Origin of the sequence: Nocardia abscessus NBRC 100374 (genome assembly GCF_000308455.1) — a bacterium.
Taxonomy (GTDB): Bacteria; Actinomycetota; Actinomycetes; order Mycobacteriales; family Mycobacteriaceae; genus Nocardia; species Nocardia abscessus.
The window spans coordinates 43,705-60,171 of the sequence record NZ_BAFP01000145.1 but is presented as its reverse complement, the minus strand read 5'-3'; the positions used below and the strand labels follow the sequence as shown (position 1 = coordinate 60,171).

Below are 16,467 nucleotides of genomic sequence, written 5' to 3'. Positions count from 1 at the left end.
GGCCACGGACCGCGTGCCACGGGCCAGGGGCCACGGACCGCGTGCCACGGGCCAGGGGCCACGGACCGAGTGCTGCGTGCCACGGGCCACGTGCTGCGGGTCAGGGGCCACCACGTGCCGCAGGCCAGGGGCCGCGGCCATGGGTCGCGTGCCGCAATCGTGTCGGTCGGGCTGCTGACCGCGACGTTCACAAGTGCCGCCGCGCCCCGAACGAGGCAACCCGAGGCCCGCTGCTCGTGGGTGTCCGCTCACTCAGCGGGCCGCCCTGGTGCGCGGCGACATCGCCGCCCTCGTGCTTCCGGTACCGGACTGCCGGATCGAGATATGTCGACCGAAACCCCCGATGGCCGCCCGCCTGTTGAGCGGAGCTGCGGTTATGACGTTCCGATAGCCGGACCCGAGGTGAGCGCCTGGAGGACCGCATTGTCGGCGGACGGGTCGCCGACGGCGATCCGGGCGCTGCCGTCGGGATAGGACTTCGCGGCGATGCCCGCGCGGCGTAGGGCTGTGGTCGTGCCGGGCCCGGGAACGTAGAGGAAGTTGGCGCGGCTTTCCGGCACCGCGAATCCGCGAGCCACCAGTGCGCCGCGGAGCGCGTCGCGCGCCTCGGTGATGCGCAGGGTCCGTGCGGCGAGTTCGGGTTGGGCGGCGTAGGAGGCGGTGACCGCGGCCACCGCCGCCGCGCTCAGCCCGAACGGCAGTTGCAGTTTGCCCACCCGCGCGATCAGCTCGGGCCTGCCGAAGGCGTAACCGATCCGCAGCCCGGCCAAGCCGTACGCCTTCGAGAAGGTACGCAGGATCAGCAGGTTCGGGTGCTTCGCGATGAGTGCCAGCGGGTCGACGCACTCGGCGGCGCCGAGGAATTCGACGTACGCCTCATCGAGGATCACCGGAATCCGGGCGGGCATGTCGGACAGGAACGCCTTCAACTCCTCCGCCGTGATCACCGTTCCGGTGGGATTGTGCGGACGGCACACCACGACCAGTGCGGTGCGCCGGTCGATGGCGCGGCGCATCGCCCGCAGATCCTGGTTGCCCGCGGTGCCCAGCGGCACCGGCACGGCTTCGAGCCCGGTCATCTCGGCCATGATCGGGTACCCGTCGAACGTCGGCGCGCTGTAGACGATCTCCGCTCCCGGCGTGGCCAGCGTCTGCATGATCTGCAATGCCACGCCGGTCGCCCCCGAGCCGACCACCACCTGATCCGCCCGCACACCCACATGCCGAGCGATCAGTGACGGCAGCCGACGCGGCAGGAACTCCGGATACCGGTTGGCGTGAGCCAGCGTCATGTGCACGGCCCGCAGCACCGAAGGCAGCGGCGGGAACGGATTCTCGCTCAGGGTGAGGTCGAACCGGGGCGGCACCCGGGGCGCCTGGAGCCGGCGGGAGGGCCGGGTGCCGTCGACGAGCACACTCATCGCGCGGCCCCCCAGCGGACGGCGGCCGCGCCCGCGAAGTCGCCCGCGTGCGCGAACGCCGCCATCAGGACCAGCGATCCGTTGGGCAGCCGTCCCGCCCGGTTCTCCACGTCCAGGGTCACCGGGATACCGGCGGCGAACAGATTCCCGCAGGAGTCGAAGGTGTCCGGGTGCCGCTCGGGCGGCAACTCCAGCGCGTCGTGCCAGTTGCGCAGGAACAGCCGGTTCGGCTGGTTGGTGACGAACGTGTCGACGTCGCGTCCCCGCACGCCGATCCGATCGCACACCGCGAGGGCCACTTCCGGAACCAGCCGGTTGCCGCGGGCGAACACCTTGCTGACCTTGGACTCGGTGAAGCTGACGCACGCTTGGCCCTCGCCCGGCTCCCAGTACTTGCGCTCGCCGCGAGTGGAAAAGTCCATGTCTCCGGCGAATTCGGGATAGGTGCGGCATTCGAGGTCGAGAATCGGCGCGCTGTCGTCCTTGCGGAGCAGTCCCACGCCGCAGCCGTCGCCCGGCACCGGCGCTTGGGCCAGCTTGCGGATCTCGGTCTGGGTGAACACCGGTCCCGCGCAGTTCTGGGTGGCCGCGATCAGCGCGGTGCGGGCGGCGGTGGTCTGCAGGATCATGCGGGCCATCGCCATCATGTGCACGAACGCCGCGCACCCGCCGTTGTGCACGTCGTAGACGAACGTGGGACGGATGCCGAGCCGTCGCGCCACCTCGGGCCCGCAGCCGAGCACCGGATTATCCGGCAGTTGGGTGTGGGTGATGAGAACGTCGACTTCGGCGATCGCGTCGGCGCCGTTGCGCTCGATCAGCGGGGCGACGGCGCGTTCGACCATGTCCACCGCGGTCTCCTCGCGCGCCACGTGGTAGCGGCCCTTGGGCGCGCGGAACATGACGTTCTTCGCCATCCGGTCCGAGCGGGAGAACTGGGTGAAGTATTCGGTGCCGACCGGTTCGCCGGGCAGGTAAGAGGCCACGTCGACGAGGGAGACCTGCGGCAGGCCGGGAATGTTCGGGTGCATCGGGGTGATCACTTGCTTCTCACTTCATCCAGTCGGGCTTGACGGGCAGGCCGTGCGCGGCCCGGTACTCGCAGATGGCCTTGAGGTTGTCCATCTCCAGCTGGTGACCCGCCGAGAACATCTCCCAGAAGTCGCCGACCCACTCCGGCCGCTGCGGCGGCGCGGTCTCGGGATAGGGGTTCTTGTCGTAGAAGGGGTGCTTGCAGTTCACCCACAGCACCACCGAACCCGGCTTGTCGAACACCACTTGCGCATCGATCACGCGCAGCAGGTAGATCATCCACAGGTGCTTCGACTGGTCCCACGCGCAGTGGTAGTCGACCGTCATAGCGTCCGGATTCACGACGGTGCGGGTGTAGATCTTGGTATCCGCGCCCAGCCGGTCGTAGGCCAGCCAGAGTCCGGGCTCGTCGGTCTCGACGAATTCGCGCAGGCCGTAGGTCCACTCCTCCATCGACCGGGGATCGGCGAGGTATTCGTAGACTTCGCGCGGCGGCGCATTGATATACCCCTGCACCGGACAGTATTCGCCGTAGATCTGGTCGTGCGGATACACCGACCGCAGCCTGTCGATGATGATCGGCTCGGTCGCTTCGATATCGGAGTTCTCGATGCGGAGCACGCCCGGCAACCCTCCTTCCGGAATGTCGCCGAGGGCAGGGAGGGAACTCGTGGTCATGGTGATACTCCTCTTGGCAGGCATGGGCGCGGCACCGTTGCCGGCGAAGCGGGTGTTCATCTGGGATTCCGGGATTGCTCGACGGTGGTCAGGAACGGCAGGAACGGGGGGATCTCGTCGGGGTCGCATTCGATCGAAAGGAACGACGGCCCTTCGGTTTCCAGGCAGTGGCGCAGCGCGGCGCCGAGATCGCCCACGGTGTGCACCGAGAACGCGGGCAGGCCGGGGAACATCGCGGCGATGCCCGAGCCCAGGTGCGCCGGACGGAATCGGTTGAAGCTGTAGCGATCCCGGTAGTACAGCTGCTCCCTGGTCACGCACATGGCATGCGCGTTGTTGTTCAGCACGACGAAGGTGACCGGCAGGGCATGCTCGATCGCGGTGTGCAACTCCATCCCGTGCATATAGAACGCGCCGTCACCGGCGATGACGACCGTGCGTCGCACGCCATCTGTTCTCGCGTGCCGCGCGAACGCTGACCCGATGCCCGCGCCGAACGCGTAACCCATCCCGCCCATGCCGAGCGCGACCACGAACCGCCCGTCCCGTGGGACCCGGAGATGGTGCACGACGGCCGCGCCGGTATTGCCCGCGTCGGCGAAGACATCGGTGCCTTCCGGCAAGGCGGCATCGATCGTCTCGACGACATCCCGGTAGCGCAGACCCGGACCGGAGGAGGCGGGCACGCGCAGGGAAGTCGGTGGTTGCGCCGCAGGGACGTGTTCGGATCCGGTGCGGCCGTCATCCAGTGCGTCGGCGAGGTCGGCGAGTGTCCGCGACAGATCGGTACTGGTCGCGTGGATGGTGGGCAGGTAGGGCGGCGCCACGCCGATGCTCGCCACCGTGCGGTCGGCCAGCGAAGTCTCCAAGCCGGCGCGGGTGGGCACCGGCAATCGGGTGCCGACCAGCAGGCACAGGGCCGAGGACCGGATGGCCGCGGCCAGTTCGGGGTGACCCATGGTGCCCGCGACACCGCAGAAGCCCGGATCGGTGTTGTCGTAGGTGTCCTTCGCGTCCGGCGCGACGCCCACGGCGGCGTTCAGTGCGGTGGCCAGGCGAGCCAGCTCGTCGCGCGCGTCGTCGCGCGCGACCTGATCGCCCGCGATGATCACGATCTTTCCGGTGTGCCGTGCGGTGCTGAGCACGGCGCGAACGCGGGCGATCGCGGCCTGGTCGGACCCATGCCTTCCCGGAGTCGGACGCAACGGCGCGACGTCGCCCAGATCGGCCTGCTGGACGTCTTTGGGCAGCAGCAGTACCGCCGGGCCGCCGCGCCGGGCGGCGGACACCGCCCTGTCGAGGCGATCCGGCAGGTCGGCGGCGTTTTCCACCCGTGCGCAATAGGTGCTGACCGCGCCGAACAGGCGGACGGCATCGATGGCGCCCGCGCGTCCGCTGGTGTCCTGGAACGCGCCGTTGCCCTCCAGGAGGGTCGGGGGCTGCCCGACCAGTGCGAGGACCGGCACCCGCGAAGCGAAAGATTCGGCAAGTCCGGCGACCAGATTCATCGCGCCACCGCCCGAGGTCGCCGCGACCACGCCGAGTCCGCCGGTGGTACGGGCGTAGCCGTCGGCCATGGTGGCCGCGGAGAACTCGTGTTTGGCGACCACCCCGGTCACGTGGTCCGGCGCGTCGAAGATCGCGTCGTAGAGGTCCTCGATGTTGGCGCCGTCCACTCCGAAGATGTGTCGCACCCCCAGTGCCGAAACCGCTCGCACCAGATAGTCCACGGCCCGAGTCCGCATCGGCCCTCCCTTCCGCTGACGAAATTCGACTGCGTACACCTGTGATATACGTCGTCGGCCGTCAAACGGTTCAAGGGTGGCTAAAGATTCACCCTAGGTGTTGCGTGTACGTATACATCTACGTATAGTCGGAACCATGCCCAACAAGACGATCTATGTAGCCGACGACGATCTGCCGCTTTTCCAGCGCGCGCAGGAACTGGTCGGCGGCAACCTCTCGGGGGCGGTGGTCACGGCGCTGCGCCGGTTCATCGAACTCGAAGAGGGCCGACTGGAGGGCCACGACGAGATTGTGCTCAATGTCGGTCGTGACGGTGTGCGGCAGGTGCGCTTCTCCGGCACCCTGCTCGGGGAATGGCACGACGTCAACGATACGCGGATCGAACACGTCAAGGTGTATCGCAGTCGCAAGGGCAAGTACGTGATGCACGCCCAGTATTCGAACTGGGACGAATATCCCGCCGACGCGGGTTCGAGTTGGCTCAAGGATTGGAAGGATCCGAAGAGCTGGCGCCGCCTGCTCGGCGTCGGGCAGCAGGACTGGGGTGACTTCATCTTCGTCGTGGTGGATTCCCTCGACGAGTTGAAGGGGCAGCTGCCCGACAAGCTCTATCGACGGGTGGCCGACTTGGCCGAGGGGCCGAAGATCGAGGACCTGGACATCTAACCGCCGCGCTCGGCGCGACAACCGAAATCCGTCTGGCATCGCACCCCTGGGGGCGGTGTGGATTACACATGCCCATATTCGCATATTGATATGTAGTTCAGAAAGGAAAACCCATGGTCAACGGCCATCGCACGCCCGCCGTCTCGGTACAGGGCCTGCGTAAATCGTTCGGTGAGCAGCTGGTGCTCGACGGGATAGACCTCACCGTCGCGGAGGGCACCGTCTTCTCGCTGCTCGGGCCGAACGGCGCGGGCAAGACCACCACCGTGCAGATCCTGACCACGCTGATTCATCCCGACGCGGGCGAGATCCGCGTCGGCGGTCACGATCTCGGCGCGGAGCGCGAGCAGGTACGCGCGCAGATCGGGGTGACCGGGCAGTTCTCCGCCGTCGACGAACTGCTCACCGGCCGCGAGAACCTCCTGCTGATGGCCGATCTGCACCACCTGCCGCGGCGCGAGAGCCGCAGGCTGGCAGCGGATCTGCTGGAGCGGTTCGACCTGGTCGACGCGGCGGACAAGACGGCATCCACCTACTCCGGAGGCATGACCAGGCGGCTCGATCTGGCCATGACGCTGGTCGGCGATCCGCGCATCATCTTCCTCGACGAGCCGACCACCGGCCTCGACCCGCGCAGCAGGCGCGCGATCTGGAAGATCATTCGCGGGCTGGTCGACGACTACCGCGTCACGGTCTTCCTCACCACCCAGTACCTGGAGGAGGCCGACCAGCTCGCCGATCGCATCGCGGTACTCGACCGCGGGAAGATCGTCGCCGAAGGCACCGCGGCGGAACTGAAGCGGCTGGTGCCGGGCGGGCACATCCGACTGGAGTTCGCCGATCGTGCCGCCCTGACCGCGGCGGCCGACGCGCTCGGCGCCGTCGCCGGGCCGCCGGACGACGAGGAGAAGCTCACCCTCGCGGTGCCGAGCGACGGCGGCGTGAAATCGCTGCGCGCCGTGCTGGATCGGCTCGACTATGAGCAGATCGAGGTCGAGGGCCTCTCCGTGCACACCCCCAACCTCGATGACGTCTTCCTGACCCTGACCGGACACCCCACCACCGAAAAGGAAACCGTGCGATGAGCACCATGTCCTACGCGCTCGCCGATTCGGCGACCATGCTGCGGCGCAATCTCTTACACGCCAAGCGCTATCCGAGCATGACCTTCGGCGTCATCCTGATGCCCACGGTGCTGATGCTGGTGTTCAACTTCGTCTTCGGCGGCGCGCTGGAGAAGTCTTCCGGTGGTAACTACATCGACTACCTCGCGCCCGGCATGTTGTTGATGATTCCGGCGTACATGACGGTCTCGGTCGCGGTGTCGGTCGCCACCGACGCGACCAAGGGCATCGTGAACCGGTTCCGCACCATGGACATCACACAGTCGGCCATGCTGACCGGGCACGTGGTCGGCGCGCTGATCCAAGCGCTACTCGGCATCGCCGGGATGACCGGCGTCGCAATGCTCATCGGCTTCCGCCCGAATGCGAACCCGGCCGAGTGGCTCGCCGTCTTCGGTCTGCTCGCGCTGGTGATGTTCGCGCTCACCTGGCTGTCGGTGGCGCTCGGCCTGCTCGCGCCGAACCCGGAGAGCGCGAGCAACACTCCCTTCCCGCTGGTGATGCTGCCGTTCCTCGGCAGCGGCCTGGTCGGCACCGACACCATGCCCGCCGGGTTGCGCCAGTTCGCCGAGTACCAGCCCTTCACGCCGTTCACCGAGACCATTCGCGGTTTGCTGATGGGCACCGAGATCGGCAACAACGGCGTCATCTCGCTCGCCTGGTGCGCCGGCCTCACGGTGGTCGGGTACCTGTGGTCGTCCTCGATCTTCCGGCGGCAAGCGCGCTGAACGTCGCAAGCGATCCCCCGCGGGGCAGTGCCCGGCGGGGGATCGTCCGATCGCTCAGATCGTGCCGGTGAGCAGCACCTTCCCGGTGTTCGCCGCGCGGATCTCGACCGAGCGGACCTGGTCGGGCGTGCCGTCGATGGTCCGGTCGATGGTCAGCTCGGTGCCGGGGCCCGCGGGCCACTCGTCGAGTTTCTGCTGCTGGCCGCTGGTGCTGGTGACGTACAGCGCGAGGTCCCAGTTGTAGCGCAACTGCTCCCCCGGGGGATAGCTGCAGGACATCACGAGCCGCGTGCGATCACCCTCCGGGAGCAGTTTGAAGCTCGCCGACACCGGCGTCGGTTCCAGCGGAGTCATCTGACGTTCGACGAACGCCTGCTCGCTGGTGCCCGGCTCCGGTGAGTCGTCCGACCCGGACAGCGAGACGGCGATCGGCACCGCTATCGCCGCAGCGGCCGCGGCCGAGGCCACCGCGATGCCGACCGACGTCCACCCGCTGCGGCGGCGGCGTCGTTCGGCCGCGTCGGCGAGCCGCGGTGGTGGCGGAAGCGAAGGCATCGGCGGTGGAGCCGATTCCGCCGCGAACTCGCCCGCTTGCGCGGGCGGCTCGATCATCGCGGTCGCGATGTCGGTCTCCACCAGGGCGAGCATGCCCGGCAGGCCCGCGAGTTCGGCCACAGCGGCCCGGCAGTCGGGGCAGCCCGCGAGGTGGCTCTCGTACCGGAGGCGCTCGTCGCGGGTGAGGGAGCCGAGCACGTACGCCGCGTCCCACGTGGTGTAGTCGTCGGTGATATCCGTCATTGGTTCGTCACCCCCATCTCCTGTAGTGCCAGGCGCAATGCGCGCATACCGTAGTGCATCCGGGATTTCACCGTGCCCGCCGGGACATCGAGTTCGTCGGCGATCTGCTGGGTGGACAGTCCCCGGTAGTAGGCCCGCACGATCACCTCGCGGTGGTCGGCGCTGAGCCTGCCGAGGGCGTCGGCGACCAGCCAGCCGTCCAGCGCGCGGTCGGACTGGTCCGGGGTCGCCCGTTCGGGCGGGCTGTCGGTGCGGAACTCGCGCCTGCTGCGGGCGCTGCGGTGCTCATCCACGGCGAGATTGCGCGCCACGGTGAACAACCACGCCCGCGCCGACGTGGTGGACTGATCCAAGACGTTCGGGCGTTGCCAGGCCCGCAGCAATGTTTCCTGCACGATGTCCTCTGCCCGGCCCCGGTCCCGAACCAGGCCGAGCGTGTACCGCCACAGCGGGGTGGCGTGTTCGCGATAGAGAGCCCGCATCAATTCGTCGGATTGGTCGTCGGGCTGGCCCGTCTCGCCGCGTATCTTGCGCACAACTGGATACCTCTCCGCTCGAATTGCGGGGCCGGTCGGTGGGCGTACCCGATGATTCACCCATGCTCGCGCCGGTTCAGTTGTCGTGTCTCATGTCGTGTCTCCTTCGGTCCCTTCGAGGAGTACACGGTCTCAGTTGCGTTCGAGTTCAATCGGGTGTGTCGCGAGCAGGGACAGCGGGAGCGGCTGGCGGCGCAGCACGTGCGCCCACAGGTCGGGACGGCCCGTGCTGATCGGGTCGGACGGCAGGGCCGACAGCACGATCCAGTCGTTGTTCTCCAGCTCCCCCTCCAGTTGCCCGAAGGTCCAGCCCGCGTAGCCCGCGAAGACACGGATGCCCTCGACGAGCGGAGCGACCCGCTCGGGGTCGGCGTCCAGATCGACCAGGACGACGCGTCCGTCGATGCGGCGCAGCCCCGGTACGCCCTCGATCCGCGCGCCCACCCGGACGGTGCCCAGGCACAGCGCCGCGTCCCGTTTCACCGGGCCGCCGATGAACAGCGTGCGAGGCGCCGCGACGGCGTCGGTCCAGCGGGGCAGCACCTCGTGCACGGCCGTGTCGCTCGGGCGGTTGAGCACGACGCCGAGACTGCCCGCCTCGTTGTGCTCGATGATGTAGACGACGGTGCGCCGGAAGGTCGGTTCGACCAATTCGGTGGCCGACACCAGCAGCGTCCCGGCACGAACCACCTGTTCGCCGTGCCGGAAATCGCGTCGCCTGCGGTCGCCGTGCCCGCCGCGAGTCTTCCGATCGTCCGGGTCTTCTGCGCGTGCCACTCCGACATCATCGCAGCTGTTCGCTCACAATGCGCCTTCTGCGGCTCACTTCCGTGTTCCGGATTTGCCGAGCCGCAGCGCGCACCGGACACCGGAGGCCCCGTTGCGCTACCGGCGCGACCTCGTAGAGTCCAGGTCATGGAACCGCCCGAGGTGCGCCTCGAGAACAGCGACACCGTGTACGACTTCTACCGCGATCATCGCCAGAACCGCCTGAAGGCATGGGGGGCTTACGCCATTCTCGGCCGCCGCTACCACCCGCGCGTCACCTACGCCGATGGCGCCCGCGAAGCGCTCCGCGCGGTGGTCGCGCAGGGCAGGCCGCTGCTGCTCGCGATCAATCATCTCTCCGAGAGCGATCCCTACACCGTGGCCGCGGCCGCGTGGCGCAGCGGACTACGGCGGGTGATCGGCCGGGTGCGCGTGCTGGCCAAGGACGAGCTGTTCGTCGATCCCGACCAGCGGCGCAAGATCGACATGATGGGCGGCATCCCGGTGTTCCGCGGCAAGGACCACGGCATCCGCGCGGTGAACGCGGCCGGCCAGCGCATGATGGACGTCTGCGCGGAGCGGATGGCCCGCGGCGACGGCATCGCGGTCTTCCCCGAGGGCACCTGCAACGACGTGGACCCGGCCCGCGTGCAGGCGGTGGGCAGCGGCATCGGGCACATCGCGTTCCGCGCGATGAAGCTCGGCGCGGAACCCGTGCTGGTCTCCATGGCGCTGAGCTACGGACCGCGAACGGTGCGGGCAACGAAGGAGGAGGCCAAAGGGGCGAGTTTCCACTTCGGTGTCCCCGTGCTCGAGCTGCCGCCCCGGCCCGGCGACATCGCCCGGCTGGTGCGCACCGATCTGCAGAAAGCGCTCGACGCCGCCGTCGCGGCGTACTGAACGGCTACTGCGGCAGATTCAGCCGGTCGCGCGCCCAGTGCGGCACCATCTCGAGGTATTCGGGACGGGTCTCGATGAAGTGATGGACCGTCCGGCACATGGGCAGCGCGCCGAGCTTGTCGTCGCGAGTGCTGTTGAGCGCGGTCTCCACCAGGAGCCGCGCATAGCCCTGGCCCTCGTACCGCGGGTAGATCTCGGTGTGCACGAACGCGCGCTCGGAGGCTGTGTCCTGGTATTCGGCGTAACCGGCGATCGCACCGTCGACGTAGATCTCGAAGCGTTCCAGTGCGGTGTTGTTGCTGACCTCGGTCGCCATGGCTCGACGCTACTCTGTGCGCCGTTGTCCCGGTAAATCACACACCGGGCGGGGCGGAATCCCGCCACCGACTTGTCTGTCCCGGCGGGTCTGCGCAGAATGCTCTTGGTCGGGTCCGTCGTCGCGCGCGAGCGGGCAGGCTCGGGGAGGTACGGAACATGATGAGGACACTGCGGGTTTCGCGGGTCGCGGCCACTGTCGTCGCCGTGGGCCTGCTGGGGGGATCGATCGTCACCGGCGTCGCGGACGCCGCCCCGGGAGTCGCCTTCGGTAAGTGTCCCGAGAGTGCCGTGCCCGCCGATCGGGGTGTGCAGTGCGCCGTGGTCAGCGTGCCCATGAACTACGCCGACCCGAACAGCACCGAGATCGAGTTGACCGTCAGCCGGATCGCGGCGACGGGCGAGCGGGAGGGTGTCCTGTTCGCCAACCCCGGCGGCCCCGGTGCGGACGCTCTGGACTTCTGGGCGCGCCGGGTGGAGGTGTTCCCCGCGGCGCTCGCCGAGCATTACGACCGCATCGCCGTCCAGCCGCGTGGATTGCGCTGGGCGACACCGCTGGAATGCGGGAGCAGGAAGAACCAGGAGGGGCAACAGGTCTCGTTGGGCGGCGGTAACCGCGACGAGATCAAGAAGGCCTGTGACGCGGCGCAGCCCGGTTACCTGGACACCATCACCACCGAGAACACCGCGCGCGACCTCGACGCGGTGCGCGCCGCGCTCGGTCTGGAGCGGATCGGTTACCTCGGCACGTCCTACGGCACCTACCTCGGCGCGGTGTACGCGGCGCTGTTCGGTGACCGGGTGGACCGAATGATCCTGGACTCCAACGTCAACCCGGACTGGGTGTGGACCGAGGAATTCGCTCAGCAGCAGGTCGCGGGCAAACAGCGCTTGGACGATCTGTTCACCTGGATCGCCGAACACGACGACGAATACCACCTCGGCGACACCGCCCTGCAGGTCTATCGCAACTGGGTCCGGCTGGCGGCCGCCCAGGGTGGCGGCTGGTACGCCAACCTGACCCCACCGCCCGCCAGCCTCGCCGACCTGCCCGGCGCGCTGCCCGAGCCGCTGGCCGAGATCGCGCGGGACGGCTACACCGGCAGCGTCGAGCAACTCGGCAAAGTGCAGAACCTGTTGCGCACCTTGGTGAGCGGCGGCGTCTCCGCGCAGGTGCCGTTGCTCGGCGCGACCACCGTGGCCACCTACACCCGCGCCTTCTGGCCCACCTTCGCCCGCGCGATGGCCGACGCCGCCGCCGATCCGGCGAACGTGCAGCGCCTGCGGACCATCGAGGGCGCGACCTCGACCGATCCCACCGGACGTTTCGTGTTCAGCGCCATCACCTGCAACGAGAACGCCGTGGCAGGCAGACCGGAGCTGCTCGGCGCCGCGGTCGGCACCATCGCCTCCGGCGGCAACGCCATGGACGCACGGGCCGACCTGGTGCGCTCCGGAATGGCGTGTGGGACGTGGAAGCCCGTGACGAAGCCGGTGCCGATCACCGGCGCCGGGCTGCGCACGCCGCCGTTGGTTCTGCAGAGCCGCCACGACGCGCTGACCAAGTACGAGGGCGGTCCCGCCATGGCCGCGGCGCTGGGCGGCGCGCTGGTCGTCGTCGAGGGCGGCGACCACGGCACGTTCGGTCGCGGCAACCCGGCGGTGGACGAGGCCGTGGTCACCTACCTGCGGACCGGAAAGGTCGCGATCACCCAGGCCGCCCAGGCTCCACTGCCCGCGAGCTGAACGTCCCGCACGCGGCGTCGGCCGGAATTCACGGTGCCCGCGTCGCTATCCGAAAACAGCCGCGCGCCCGGCCGCGATCGCGCCGGTCTCGTGCTGTGACGAGGTCGGGCGGCGCCGTAGGGCAAGGTCGGGTCGCGCCGGTCTCGTGCTGTGACGAGGTCGGGCGGCGCCGCAGCGCAAAGTCGCGTCGCGCCGGCGTCCCGTGCCGGAGGCGTTTGCGCAGGGCGCGGCCGGACCCCGAAGTTCGCGCCGCCGGTCAGCGGATTCGGCGTTCCTGTTCGGTCGCTCGTGCCCCGCCTCGTGAGGCTTCGTGTGGAGTCCGCGGTCGCCGGAGGTCAGCGGCTTCCATGACGGCGGCTTGTGGCGGCGGTGTCGTGGTGCGGCGGGTCCGGTCGCGGCCGACAATGTGGGGATGACGCGGGAATCCACTGCGCGAGTGATCCTCGCTCCGGACAAGTTCAAGGGGTCGCTCGCCGCGCCGGAAGTGGCGGCGGCTCTGGCGGCGGGATTGCGGCGGAGCGCACCGGAGGCCGAGATCCGGCAGGTGCCGGTCGCCGATGGTGGGGACGGTACGGTCGAGGCGTTCGTCGCGGCCGGTTGGACGCGCGTGGAACTGACCGCTCCTGGACCGACCGGCGTGCCGCGCCGCACGTCGTATGCCCGGTACGGTGCGACCGCGGTCGTCGAACTGGCCGCCGTCGTCGGCTTGGCGATCCTGCCGGTGGGGCAACTCGATCCGTTGCACGCGAGCACGTTCGGGCTCGGGGTCGTGCTGGCGCACGCGATGGACCACGGGGTCACCGAGATCGTGCTCGGCCTGGGCGGCAGCGCCTCCACCGACGGGGGCGCGGGCATGTTGCAGGCACTCGGCGTCCGCGTTTCGGATGCCGAGGGGCAGGAGTTGCCGCGCGGCGGAACGGTTCTGGCCCGCGCTGCGCGACTGGACCGTTCGGCGCTGCACCCGGGTGTCGCCGGTACGAGGTTCACGCTGGCCTGCGACGTCGACAATCCGCTGCTCGGGCCGACCGGCGCGGCGGCGGTGTATGCGCCGCAGAAGGGTGCGGGGCCCACCGAAGTCGGCGTCCTCGAATCCGCGCTCGCGACCTGGGCGGAACTCGTCGGCCCCGAGTTCGCGCGGCACCCCGGCGCGGGCGCGGCGGGCGGTACCGGGTTCGGCGCGCTCGCCGTGCTGGGCGCGCGGGTGCGCAGCGGTATCGAGGTCGTGCTCGAATTGCTCGATTTTCCCGCCCTGCTCGGGAACGCCACCCTCCTGGTCACCGGCGAAGGTTCACTCGATCGGCAGAGCCTGCACGGCAAGGCGCCGATCGGCGTATGCGCGGCGGCTCGCAAGGCGGATGTGCCCGTGGTGGCGGTGGCGGGCCGCACGTTGCTCGCGCCCGACGAGATCCGGGCCGCGGGCTTCGCGGACAGCTATGCGCTCGCCGAGCTCGAACCCGACCCGGAACGCTCGATGGCGCAGGCGGCGACGCTGCTCGAGCGGGTGGGCGCGCGAATCGCCGCCGAGTGGTTGGGTTAGCTCGCCGACGCCAAAAGGTTCGCGGCCAGTTCGTGCCGGTGCCGATCGCCCCATTCCTCGAGCGGACGCAGCGCCACGGCCAGCTCCTCGCCGAGCGGCGTGAGCGAGTACTCGACCCGGGGCGGGACCTCGGGATAGACCTCGCGGTGCACCACGCCGCTGGACTCCAGCTGGCGCAGGTTCTCGGCGAGAACCTTCTCGCTGACTCCGTCGAGCAGCCTGCGGATCTGGCCGAAGCGCTGGGGGCCGGTGCCGAGCACCCACATCAGGTGCATCTTCCACTTGCCGCCGACGACATCGATAGCGACCGTCATGCCACAGACATCGTGATCCGCGTCACTGTTCATGCCCACCGCGCTCCTTTGACCTCGTTTCGAACCTCGAGGTAAGCAACCGCACCTCGACGTTCGGTCTTCCCGACTCTACCTGCGAGAACGACGATGGATTCCGGCGCCGACCCCAATATCGAACGAGAACCGAAGGGACCCATCATGTCCGAGCAGACCACCGCCCGTGCTGTCTCCGTCGTCGGCCTGGGGCCGATGGGCCAGGCGATGGTCCGGGCCTTCCTGGAAGCCGGCGTCGAGGTGACGGTGTGGAACCGCAGCCCCGAGAAGGTCGACGCCATGGTCGAACTCGGCGCAAAGCGCGCCACGACCGTCGCCGACGCGCTCGACGCCAACGAGGTCACGGTACTCAGCCTCACCCACTACGCGGCCATGTACCAGGTGCTCGGCGAGGCGACCGGCCATCTGAAGGGCAAGGTGATCGCGAATCTGTCCTCCGATTCGCCGGAGAAGGCGCGCAAGGGCGCGGAGTGGGTTCGCTCGCACGGCGCCCAGTTCCTTTCCGGCGGCGTCATGTCGGCGGGGGACAATATCGCGCACCCGGCGTCCTACATCTTCTACAGCGGTCCCCGCGAGGTCTTCGACGCGCACGCCGAGCTGCTGCGACCGTTGAGCCCGCAGGAATACCTCGGCGAAGACGACGGTTTGGCGCAGGTTTTCTACCAGGGGCTGCTGACCATCTTCCATCCTTGGTTGCTCGCCTTCGACCAGGCCACCGCGATGATCGACGGCGCCGGTCACGACATCGCCGCGTTCGTGCCGTTCGCGATCCGCTCGGCCGCCGCCTTCCCCTACTTCATGGAGGAGTTCTCGGTGGCCAACCAGAACGGCGGCTGGGCTTCGCTGGCCAGCCTGAAGATGATGGACGCGGGCGCGCAGCACGTCATCGACGCGAGTGAGGAAGTCGGCGTCGACGCCGTTCTCTCGCACGCCGCCCAGGCGCTCTGGCGTAAAGCCATCGCCGCCAGCGAGGAGGCCGGGACGCCCGTTTCCACCTACGCCCTCCTTCGCAACCGCTGACCTCCGATCCCCGCAGTCCGACCTCGCAGAGCCGGTCGGTTCCTCGCACGCAGGTGCGGAACCGACCGGCTTTGCGAGGTCGGTTCGATTTCAGGGGTTGATATGCAGCTGCGTGGCTGCCTATTGTGGAGATAGGCAGCTGTAAGGCTGCATGTTGGGAAGGTAGGCGATGGACGAGGTGTTTCGAGCACTGGCCGACCCGAGCAGGCGGCGGTTGCTGGACAGCCTGAACGCCCGCAACGGGCAGACGCTGCGCGAGTTGTGCGCCGGGCTGGCGATGGCCCGCCAGTCGGTGAGCAAGCATCTCGCGGTACTGGAGGCGGCCAACCTCATCACCACCCGGCGCAGCGGCCGGGAAAAACTGCACTACCTCAATGCCGAGCCGATCAACGCCATCGCCGAACGCTGGATCAACCGGTACGACCGCGAGCGGGTGAACGCACTCGCCGACCTGAAGCGAGCACTGGAGGAAGAACCCATGGGCGACAACGCATTCGTCTACACGACCTACATCAGGACTACTGCCGAGAAGCTGTGGCAGGCGCTGACCGATCCGGCGTTCACCAATCGCTACTGGGGGGCCGGCTTCGACACGGATTGGCGTCCGGGCTCCGAAATGATCTGGCATCAGCAGGGCTGGACCAGCAAGGACCCCGAACAAGTCGTCCTCGAAGCCGAGCCCTACCGCCGCCTCTCCTACACCTGGCACACCTTCGACCCCGCCTTCGCCGCGACTTTCGAGATGGACCCCGACGACGTCGCGGCTTGGGCGCGCGAACCGCGATCGAAGGTGACGTTCGAGATCGAGCCGCAAGGCGAGATCGTCGAACTCACGGTCGTGCACGACGGCTTCGATCCCGGCAGCCAGGTCCTGCAAGGCATCAGCGGCGGCTGGCCCAGCATCCTCTCCAACCTCAAAACGCTCCTCGAGACCGGACAGCCGTTGCCGGACCCGGCTACCGCCGTGAACTCATGATCAACGGCACATGGTGGAGGGGCTCACTCGCGAAATGCCGCAACCATGTGCCGTTGATCATGAACTTCGCGGGTGACGCGGCTAAACGAGAGCAGTGCTCTTGACTTTGTCGCGAGGTTCGTGGAACAC

General features: G+C 68.7%; 17 protein-coding genes. 8 read left to right on the top strand and 9 right to left on the bottom strand.

Features of this window, described 5'->3' with window-relative positions; translation table 11 throughout:
* Positions 1 to 374: 374 nt before the first annotated feature.
* The 4 genes from ON19_RS29820 to ON19_RS29805 all read right to left on the bottom strand — a co-directional run bounded on the left by ON19_RS29820 (position 375) and on the right by ON19_RS29805 (position 4,876).
* Complete coding sequence (locus ON19_RS29820) at positions 375 to 1,292, bottom strand: aminotransferase class I/II-fold pyridoxal phosphate-dependent enzyme (RefSeq protein ID WP_372478709.1); 918 nt, start codon at positions 1,290 to 1,292, stop codon at positions 375 to 377.
* A gap of 125 nt (positions 1,293 to 1,417) precedes the next feature.
* Positions 1,418 to 2,452 carry a 3-oxoacyl-ACP synthase III family protein gene (locus ON19_RS29815; protein WP_043700190.1) on the bottom strand — a complete coding sequence of 345 codons (1,035 nt, stop codon included), beginning with the start codon at positions 2,450 to 2,452 and terminating at the stop codon, positions 1,418 to 1,420.
* Between the two features lie 19 nt (positions 2,453 to 2,471).
* Positions 2,472 to 3,131 (bottom strand): SRPBCC family protein, encoded by a 660-nt coding sequence (locus ON19_RS29810; RefSeq protein ID WP_043700187.1) that lies wholly within the window; start codon positions 3,129 to 3,131, stop codon positions 2,472 to 2,474.
* A 56-nt stretch (positions 3,132 to 3,187) separates the two neighbouring features.
* Entirely contained in the window at positions 3,188 to 4,876 is a 1,689-nt protein-coding gene (locus ON19_RS29805; protein ID WP_043700157.1) for a thiamine pyrophosphate-binding protein, read from the bottom strand.
* 136 nt (positions 4,877 to 5,012) lie between these two features.
* On the opposite strand from ON19_RS29805, the gene ON19_RS29800 reads away from it, so the two are divergent.
* The 3 genes from ON19_RS29800 to ON19_RS29790 all read left to right on the top strand — a co-directional run bounded on the left by ON19_RS29800 (position 5,013) and on the right by ON19_RS29790 (position 7,395).
* Entirely contained in the window at positions 5,013 to 5,543 is a 531-nt protein-coding gene (locus ON19_RS29800; RefSeq protein ID WP_043700155.1) for an EXLDI protein, read from the top strand.
* Positions 5,544 to 5,656: 113 nt separating this feature from the next.
* Complete coding sequence (locus ON19_RS29795) at positions 5,657 to 6,628, top strand: daunorubicin resistance protein DrrA family ABC transporter ATP-binding protein (RefSeq protein ID WP_043700153.1); 972 nt, start codon at positions 5,657 to 5,659, stop codon at positions 6,626 to 6,628.
* Positions 6,625 to 7,395, top strand: coding sequence for an ABC transporter permease (locus ON19_RS29790; protein WP_043700151.1), 771 nt, complete (start codon positions 6,625 to 6,627; stop codon positions 7,393 to 7,395). Before ON19_RS29795 ends, ON19_RS29790 begins: the two co-directional genes overlap by 4 nt.
* 54 nt (positions 7,396 to 7,449) lie before the next feature.
* Here ON19_RS29790 and ON19_RS29785 read toward each other — a convergent pair whose 3' ends face one another.
* The 3 genes from ON19_RS29785 to ON19_RS29775 form a co-directional block, all read right to left on the bottom strand.
* Positions 7,450 to 8,193, bottom strand: a complete 744-nt coding sequence (locus ON19_RS29785; RefSeq protein ID WP_043700149.1) for an anti-sigma factor family protein — start codon at positions 8,191 to 8,193, stop codon at positions 7,450 to 7,452.
* Complete coding sequence (locus ON19_RS29780) at positions 8,190 to 8,729, bottom strand: sigma-70 family RNA polymerase sigma factor (protein ID WP_227954518.1); 540 nt, start codon at positions 8,727 to 8,729, stop codon at positions 8,190 to 8,192. Before ON19_RS29780 ends, ON19_RS29785 begins: the two co-directional genes overlap by 4 nt.
* 132 nt (positions 8,730 to 8,861) lie before the next feature.
* A complete protein-coding gene (locus ON19_RS29775) occupies positions 8,862 to 9,506 on the bottom strand; it encodes a YqgE/AlgH family protein (RefSeq protein WP_043700146.1) in 645 nt (214 codons plus the stop codon).
* 138 nt (positions 9,507 to 9,644) lie between these two features.
* Here ON19_RS29775 and ON19_RS29770 point away from each other — a divergent pair, with 138 nt between their 5' ends.
* Entirely contained in the window at positions 9,645 to 10,397 is a 753-nt protein-coding gene (locus tag ON19_RS29770) for a lysophospholipid acyltransferase family protein (protein ID WP_043700143.1), read from the top strand.
* Between the two features lie 4 nt (positions 10,398 to 10,401).
* Here the strand turns inward: ON19_RS29770 and ON19_RS29765 are convergent, their stop codons facing one another.
* Positions 10,402 to 10,713 carry a GNAT family N-acetyltransferase gene (locus ON19_RS29765; protein ID WP_043700140.1) on the bottom strand — a complete coding sequence of 104 codons (312 nt, stop codon included), beginning with the start codon at positions 10,711 to 10,713 and terminating at the stop codon, positions 10,402 to 10,404.
* Between the two features lie 158 nt (positions 10,714 to 10,871).
* Between ON19_RS29765 and ON19_RS29760 the strand changes: the two genes are divergently transcribed.
* Positions 10,872 to 12,458 carry an alpha/beta fold hydrolase gene (locus ON19_RS29760; protein ID WP_043700137.1) on the top strand — a complete coding sequence of 529 codons (1,587 nt, stop codon included), beginning with the start codon at positions 10,872 to 10,874 and terminating at the stop codon, positions 12,456 to 12,458.
* 412 nt (positions 12,459 to 12,870) lie between these two features.
* A complete protein-coding gene (locus tag ON19_RS29755) occupies positions 12,871 to 13,995 on the top strand; it encodes a glycerate kinase (protein ID WP_043700181.1) in 1,125 nt (374 codons plus the stop codon).
* Here the strand turns inward: ON19_RS29755 and ON19_RS29750 are convergent.
* Complete coding sequence (locus tag ON19_RS29750) at positions 13,992 to 14,342, bottom strand: winged helix-turn-helix transcriptional regulator (protein ID WP_043700135.1); 351 nt, start codon at positions 14,340 to 14,342, stop codon at positions 13,992 to 13,994. The two genes, ON19_RS29755 and ON19_RS29750, sit on opposite strands and share 4 nt — an antisense overlap.
* Before the next feature lie 144 nt (positions 14,343 to 14,486).
* Between ON19_RS29750 and ON19_RS29745 the strand changes: the two genes are divergently transcribed.
* Both ON19_RS29745 and ON19_RS29740 read left to right on the top strand, forming a co-directional pair.
* Complete coding sequence (locus tag ON19_RS29745) at positions 14,487 to 15,362, top strand: NAD(P)-dependent oxidoreductase (RefSeq protein WP_043700178.1); 876 nt, start codon at positions 14,487 to 14,489, stop codon at positions 15,360 to 15,362.
* Positions 15,363 to 15,531: 169 nt separating this feature from the next.
* Positions 15,532 to 16,338, top strand: coding sequence for an ArsR/SmtB family transcription factor (locus ON19_RS29740; protein WP_043700132.1), 807 nt, complete (start codon positions 15,532 to 15,534; stop codon positions 16,336 to 16,338).
* Positions 16,339 to 16,467 lie beyond the last annotated feature (129 nt).